This window comes from Roseomonas acroporae (assembly GCF_023223525.1).
In the GTDB taxonomy this organism is placed as follows: domain Bacteria; phylum Pseudomonadota; class Alphaproteobacteria; order Acetobacterales; family Acetobacteraceae; genus Roseomonas_E; species Roseomonas_E acroporae.
This window is the reverse complement of record NZ_JALPRX010000041.1, coordinates 1-5,724: the sequence shown is the minus strand read 5'-3', so window position 1 is coordinate 5,724 and position 5,724 is coordinate 1. Positions and strand designations below refer to the sequence as shown.

Here is a 5,724-nt window from a genome sequence, read left to right as displayed (position 1 = left end):
CGCCAACTCAGGATACGCTTCCATGTAAACGCAGCACGCTCTAGCGCTGCTCTCGGAGACCTACGGGAACGAGCGGCATCCGGTGGGGCTGCCGGATCCGATCGAGGCGATCCGGAGCCGGATGGCGGATCTGGGGCTGCGGCCGGTTGATCTGGTGGAGGAGATGGGCGGGCGGAACTGGGTCTCGGAGGTGCTGAACCAGGTGAGGTCGTTGACGCTGCCGATGATCCGGCGGCTGGCGGTACGGCTGGGGCTGCCGGTGGAGGTGCTGGTGCAGGAGTATGTTGTGGGGGAAGGGGTTGGTTGATAGCGGACATGGATCGAATGCGACATGGGGGGCTGCACTCGTACGGCTGCTTCGCGCCCACAACGGTCACTTGTTGGGTGCGCCGGACTTCCTGAAGGTGGATTTCTGCAATTTATATTCTGTAATTTATACTGGTAAATCGCATTTTCTGATCGCTGATAACGAAGATGAATGCTCCCAAGCTCCACCACTATGTGCCCCAATTCCATCTACGCCGCTTCGCTGACAAAAATGGGCAGCTGTGGATCTGGGACAAGCGCACAGACCGTGTATTTAAGGCTGCGCCTTGCGGTATCGCAGCCGAGACGCACTTCTATCGCCTCACTCAATATGAGCCGGGCGGCCATGATCCGTTAGCCTTGGAAAAGCAACTTTCCGAAATGGAGGCCGAGGCTGCGATAATCACAGGCCAGTGGCTTGATTGGCTGCCTGACATGGCATCGCTCGATACTGTGCCGATTTCACGCATCAATCGCTGGATCGTCGCTCGCTGCCTCGCGGTTCAGTTCCTGCGTACCCTTGACACACGAGAAATTCTTGCAGCATTAATCGAGATTGAGTGTGGCAGCCCTCTGACGCCGCATGAAGCGCGCGAGTACCACACTGAGCTGATTTGGAACCCTCGGTTGATCGAGTTACTTGCGCGACACTTCCGACGCTCGATCTGGATTTTTGCGCGGAACGACAGCACTACATCGTTCGTCACTTCCGATAATCCGATGGCTTTCCGTACTGCCGACAATAGGCAATGGCTTCGCGTCAACTTTCTTTCGCACGGCACTTACCTCGTATTTCCAATGTCGCCCCGGGTGATACTCTACAGCTATCCAAAAAAAGATAATCCTCGTGAACTTGGCAGGTTTGCCAATCGTGTGTCGCCAGTGGTATTTACTGACGAGATGGCTCAAAGTGAGAACAGTGGCCAAGTCTTCATGGCCTCGCGTTTTCTAATCTCTAAGCAGCATCAGTTCGATGCGGAGCGAATTTTCGCCAAGACAATCGGCACCGACACCTATGCACCGCCCGCCGAGAAATAATATTACTATTGTCCCCGCAATGGTGAACGGCCGGGTCGCAACGTGTTTCGTATCGGACGTTGAAGCCTTCTTCCCACCTTCCTGAAGCAAACATTCCGCTCACGGACAAAATCGGCTATTCAGATTAGCGAAGAGACGTTTTGCCACGGTCGCAACCAGCTAAACAAAACCACGCGGCACGACTGAAAAGGGGTTTCCAAAGGGGCTTCGCCCTTTGGCGGGGTTCGGGGCAGCGCCCCGATGCCCCCACGCCAGCCGCGACTCCCCCTTACCGCACCCCCGCCACCTTCGCCGCCGCCATCGCCGCCCCCTTGGTCGGCGGCACGATGGTCGGCAGGTGATGCTGGGCCAGGATGACGCTGCACACGTTGGCGATCCATTCCACGTGCAGCTCGCGGGCGAACCAGAACCACTGGTCCGGGGCGGCCGCGCCGATGGCGGCGGCGGCTTCCCGACGGGCGTCGCACAGCAGGTCCCCGAGGCCGCCGGGGAATTCGGCGGCGAGGCTGTCGCGGCACTCGGCGTCGGCCAGCTCGATCCCGGCGAAGGCGAGGCGCTCGGCGGGGGTGACGGCGCGGAGGCGGGCATCCTCCAGCGCGTCGTCGAGGACGAAGTTCAGGAAGTCCCGGATCAGCATGGCGGTGCGATTCCCCTTCCGTTCCATGAAGCATCGCGCGGGGGCGGGGCGCGGTTCAACCACCATGAAAGGGCACGCTGAAGGGGCTTGCGGGCGCGGGGCGGCTGGGCCAAGGCGGGGCCGTGCTGCACCTCATCAAGCTCTCCGTGGGTTCGAAGGACGTGGGCCAGCTCGCGGCGTGGCAGGCGGCGCGCGCGGTGACGCACCCGCCGCTGCGGCACCGCACGCGGATGCGGCCGAAGCGGGCGGCGGAGATCGAGGCCGGGGGCTCCATCTACTGGGTGGTGGCCGGGTTCACGGGGGTGCGGCAGCGCATCGTCGAGGTTCGCGACGACGTGATGGAGGATGGCAGCGCCTGCGTGGCGCTGGTGCTGGACCCGCTGCTGGTGCCGGTGGCGGCGCGGCCGGTGAAGGCGTTCCAGGGGTGGCGCTACCTGACGCCCGAGGCGGCGCCGCCGGATCTCGGGGCGCGAAGCGTGGATGCGGCGGCGAGCGGCGAGGCGGCGCTGCCGCCGGCGCTGGCGCAGGCGCTGCGGGCGGTGGGGCTGCTGTGAGGGCGGGGCCGGCAATGGGGCCGGGGGGATTGCGGCGATGTAAGACCGGCTCAACCGGGCGGAGAGGCGGCGGCCGGCAGTATCCCCTTCAGCCGCGACGGTTCGAATGACGCGGCGCCAGGTTCGGCAGCGGCTCTATTCCCGGCAAGTCGCTGTCAGACTGGCGGCCTTCGGGCCAAAACCCGGATGGTTGCCATGAAGGCCGGTCGGATCTTCCGACCGGCCTTTCTTTCTTGGTGCGCGCTCCGGCCGGGGGCCTGCCGCGGATCGCCGGTCCGGCCGGCGGCCCCGGGTGCCGCGACCGGCCGGGGCATCCCCGCGGCCGACCCCGCGCGATCGAAACCCCACGCGACGGAATCGGCGGGCAGCCCGTGGGCGCGCCGCCCCGCGCACCCCATATCGGGCACCCGTTCATCGTGCCGCAGCACCGGCCCCGCCGCCGGCGCGGCCCAGGAGGTGGCATGCCCGAGCCCTATCCCGTCTCCCATACCGATGCCGAGTGGCGCAGCCTGCTGACGCCCGAGCAGTACCAGGTGATGCGCCGGCACGGCACGGAGCGCCCCGGCAGCTGCGCCCTGCTGCGCGAGAAGCGCCAGGGCCGCTTCAACTGCGCCGGCTGCGGCCAGCCGGTCTTCGAGTCGGGCGGCAAGTTCGAGAGCGGCACCGGCTGGCCGAGCTTCGACACGCCGGTCGAGGGCGCCGTCGAGACCGAGACGGACCGCTCCTACGGCATGGTGCGCACCGAGGTGCACTGCGCCCGCTGCGGCAGCCATCTCGGGCACGTCTTCCCGGACGGGCCGCCGCCCACCGGCCTGCGCTACTGCATCAACGGCGTCGCCCTGGATTTCGAGCCGGCCTGAGGCATGGTGGCGCGCGACGGGCGCCGCGCCGACGCGCGGCCCGTCCGCGAACAACCGTCCCGGGGAGATGCCGGACATGGAATACCGCCCGCTCGGCCGCAGCGGCCTGAAGGTCTCGCCCCTCTGCCTCGGCGCCATGATGTTCGGCGGCCCGACCGACGAGGCGACCTCGGCGCGCATCGTGGACCGGGCGCGCGAGGCGGGGATCAACTTCATCGACACCGCCGACGCCTACAACGGCGGGCACTCCGAGGAGGTGGTGGGGCGCGCCATCGCCGCGAATCGGCGCCACTGGATCCTGGCGACCAAGATCGCCAACCCCATGGGGCCCGGTCCCAACGACCGCGGCCTCTCGCGCCGGCACGTGCTGGCAGCCACGGAGGACTGCCTGCGCCGCCTGGGCACGGACGCCATCGACATCCTCTACCTGCACAAGGAGGACCACGGCGTGCCGCTGGAGCAGACGGTGCGCGCCCTCGCCGACCTGGTGCGGGCCGGGAAGATCCGGCACTTCGGCGTCTCCAACTACCGGGCGTGGCGGCTGGCCGAGATCTGCCGCCTGTGCGACGCGATGGGGATCGACCGCCCGGTGGTCAGCCAGCCCCTCTACAACGCGCTGAACCGCATGGCGGAGGTGGAGCACCTGCCGGCCTGCGCCCATTTCGGCCTGGGCGTCGCGCCCTACAGCCCGCTCGCGCGCGGGGTGCTGACCGGCAAGTACGCCACCCAGGCGCCGCCGCCGCCGGAGACGCGCGCCGGGCGGGCGGACAGGCGGATGATGGAGACGGAGTGGCGCCCCGAAAGCCTGGCCATCGCCCAGCGCCTGAAGGCGCATGCCGAGGCGCGGGGGATCGGCGCGGGGCAGTTCGCGCTGGCCTGGGTGATGCACAACGCGCTCGTCACCGCGCCGATCGCCGGGCCGCGCACCGAGGCGCAGTGGCAGGACTATCTCGGCGCCCTCGACTACCGCTTCACCGCCGAGGACGAGGCGCTGGTCGATTCGCTGGTGCCGGCCGGGCATCCCTCCAGCCCCGGCTACAACGATCCGGCCTATCCGCTCGAAGGGCGGCCCGTCCGGCCGGGCTGACGGGGGCCGGACGAGACGGACGGCCGGCGCCGGCGAGACCGGCCCGGCCAGCGGCGCCATGCGGCGCCCATGAAGCCAGCGGCGCGGTGCGACGCCGCCGATGAGGGAGGAACAACGACATGATCCGACGACGCAGTCTGCTCGCCCTGCCGCCGCTGCTCGCCGCGCCGCGTCCGGGCCTGGCCCAGGCGGGCGGGGTGCCGGCCGGCGGGGCGCCGCCAGAAGCCCAGGGCGCCTATCCCGACCATCCCGTCGCGATGCTGGTCGGCTTCGCGCCGGGCGGCGGCACCGACATCACCGCGCGCCTCGTGGCGCCGCTGCTCTCCGAGGCGTTCGGCCAGGCGGTCGCGGTGGACAACCGGCCCGGGGGCACGGGCACCATCGCCGCCACCATGCTCAGCCGGGCGCGGCCGGACGGCTACACGATGATGATGGGCACGGTGGGCAGCAACACGGTGCTGCCGATGCTGCTGAACCCGCCGCCCTTCGACCCGCTGCGCGACATCACCAACGTCGTCCTCGCCGCCTGGGTGCCGCAGGTGGTGACCGTGCCGGCGAGCTCCCCGGCACGCAGCTTCGGGGAATTCGTGGCGCTGCTGAAGGCGCGGCCGGGGCAGCTCAACTACGGCTCCTCGGGCGTCGCCTCGTCGCAGCACATGGCGACCGTCGCGCTGCTGCGGGCGACCGGCACCAGCATGGTCCACGTGCCCTATCGCGGCAGCGGGCAGGCGGTGAGCGACCTGATCGCGGGCGCCATCGACCTCAACATCGACACGCTGCCGACCGTGCTGCCCTACATCCGCCAGGGCGTGCTGCGCGGCCTCGCGGTGACGACGCCGCGGCGCGTGGACTGGCTGCCCGACCTGCCCACCGTCGCCGAGAGCGGCGTGCCCGGCTACGAGGCGGCGGTGCGCTACATGGTGATGGGGCCGGCCGGGCTGCCGCAGCCGATCGTCGCGCGCTGGGTCACGGCGGTGAACCGGGCGCTGGAGGCGCCGGGGGTGCGGGAGCGGATGTTCACGGCCGGGCTCGGCGTGGGCGGCGGCAGCGCGGCCGAGGCCGACGCGATCGTGCGCTCGGAGGCGGAGCGGTATGGCCGCATCGTCCGGGAGGCGAACATCCGCATCGAGTGATGCCGGCCCGCATGGGTCACGACCGGCGCGGGCCGGTATCGCACGGGGTCGGTGTGGCGGCCGCGCGCCGCGCCGGCGGCTCCCACGGGTCCGCGCCTGTGCGGGGACC

Annotated in this window: 7 protein-coding genes; 6 read left to right on the top strand and 1 reads right to left on the bottom strand. The window is 69.4% G+C overall.

Annotated features, from left to right (window positions below):
* The first annotated feature begins 82 nt into the window (after positions 1–82).
* Both M0638_RS10900 and M0638_RS10895 read left to right on the top strand, forming a co-directional pair.
* Positions 83–307: a helix-turn-helix domain-containing protein gene (locus M0638_RS10900; protein ID WP_248667015.1), complete on the top strand. Its 225-nt coding sequence runs from the start codon at positions 83–85 to the stop codon at positions 305–307.
* 167 nt (positions 308–474) lie between these two features.
* Entirely contained in the window at positions 475–1,344 is an 870-nt protein-coding gene (locus M0638_RS10895; RefSeq protein ID WP_248667014.1) for a DUF4238 domain-containing protein, read from the top strand.
* A gap of 268 nt (positions 1,345–1,612) precedes the next feature.
* On the opposite strand, the gene M0638_RS10890 is transcribed toward M0638_RS10895, so the two are convergent.
* Positions 1,613–1,981, bottom strand: coding sequence for a hypothetical protein (locus M0638_RS10890; RefSeq protein WP_248667013.1), 369 nt, complete (start codon positions 1,979–1,981; stop codon positions 1,613–1,615).
* 122 nt (positions 1,982–2,103) lie between these two features.
* Here M0638_RS10890 and M0638_RS10885 point away from each other — a divergent pair, with 122 nt between their 5' ends.
* From M0638_RS10885 to M0638_RS10870, 4 genes are all read left to right on the top strand, one after another.
* A complete protein-coding gene (locus tag M0638_RS10885; RefSeq protein WP_248667012.1) occupies positions 2,104–2,535 on the top strand; it encodes a DUF1489 family protein in 432 nt (143 codons plus the stop codon).
* 461 nt (positions 2,536–2,996) lie between these two features.
* Complete coding sequence (gene msrB, locus M0638_RS10880; RefSeq protein ID WP_248667011.1) at positions 2,997–3,395, top strand: peptide-methionine (R)-S-oxide reductase MsrB; 399 nt, start codon at positions 2,997–2,999, stop codon at positions 3,393–3,395.
* A 76-nt stretch (positions 3,396–3,471) separates the two neighbouring features.
* A complete protein-coding gene (locus M0638_RS10875) occupies positions 3,472–4,482 on the top strand; it encodes an aldo/keto reductase (protein ID WP_248667010.1) in 1,011 nt (336 codons plus the stop codon).
* A 119-nt stretch (positions 4,483–4,601) separates the two neighbouring features.
* On the top strand, positions 4,602–5,615 hold the full coding sequence (locus M0638_RS10870; RefSeq protein WP_248667009.1) for a Bug family tripartite tricarboxylate transporter substrate binding protein: 1,014 nt from the start codon (positions 4,602–4,604) through the stop codon (positions 5,613–5,615).
* Positions 5,616–5,724: the final 109 nt, after the last annotated feature.

Excerpts from the sequence above, each read along its gene's own strand:
- M0638_RS10875 (WP_248667010.1), top strand. The coding sequence starts at position 3,472 with ATGGAATACCGCCCGCTCGGCCGCAGCGGCCTGAAGGTCTCGCCCCTC.
- M0638_RS10870 (WP_248667009.1), top strand. The coding sequence starts at position 4,602 with ATGATCCGACGACGCAGTCTGCTCGCCCTGCCGCCGCTGCTCGCCGCG.
- M0638_RS10890 (WP_248667013.1), bottom strand. The coding sequence starts at position 1,981 with ATGCTGATCCGGGACTTCCTGAACTTCGTCCTCGACGACGCGCTGGAG.
- M0638_RS10895 (WP_248667014.1), top strand. The coding sequence starts at position 475 with ATGAATGCTCCCAAGCTCCACCACTATGTGCCCCAATTCCATCTACGC.
- msrB (WP_248667011.1), top strand. The coding sequence starts at position 2,997 with ATGCCCGAGCCCTATCCCGTCTCCCATACCGATGCCGAGTGGCGCAGC.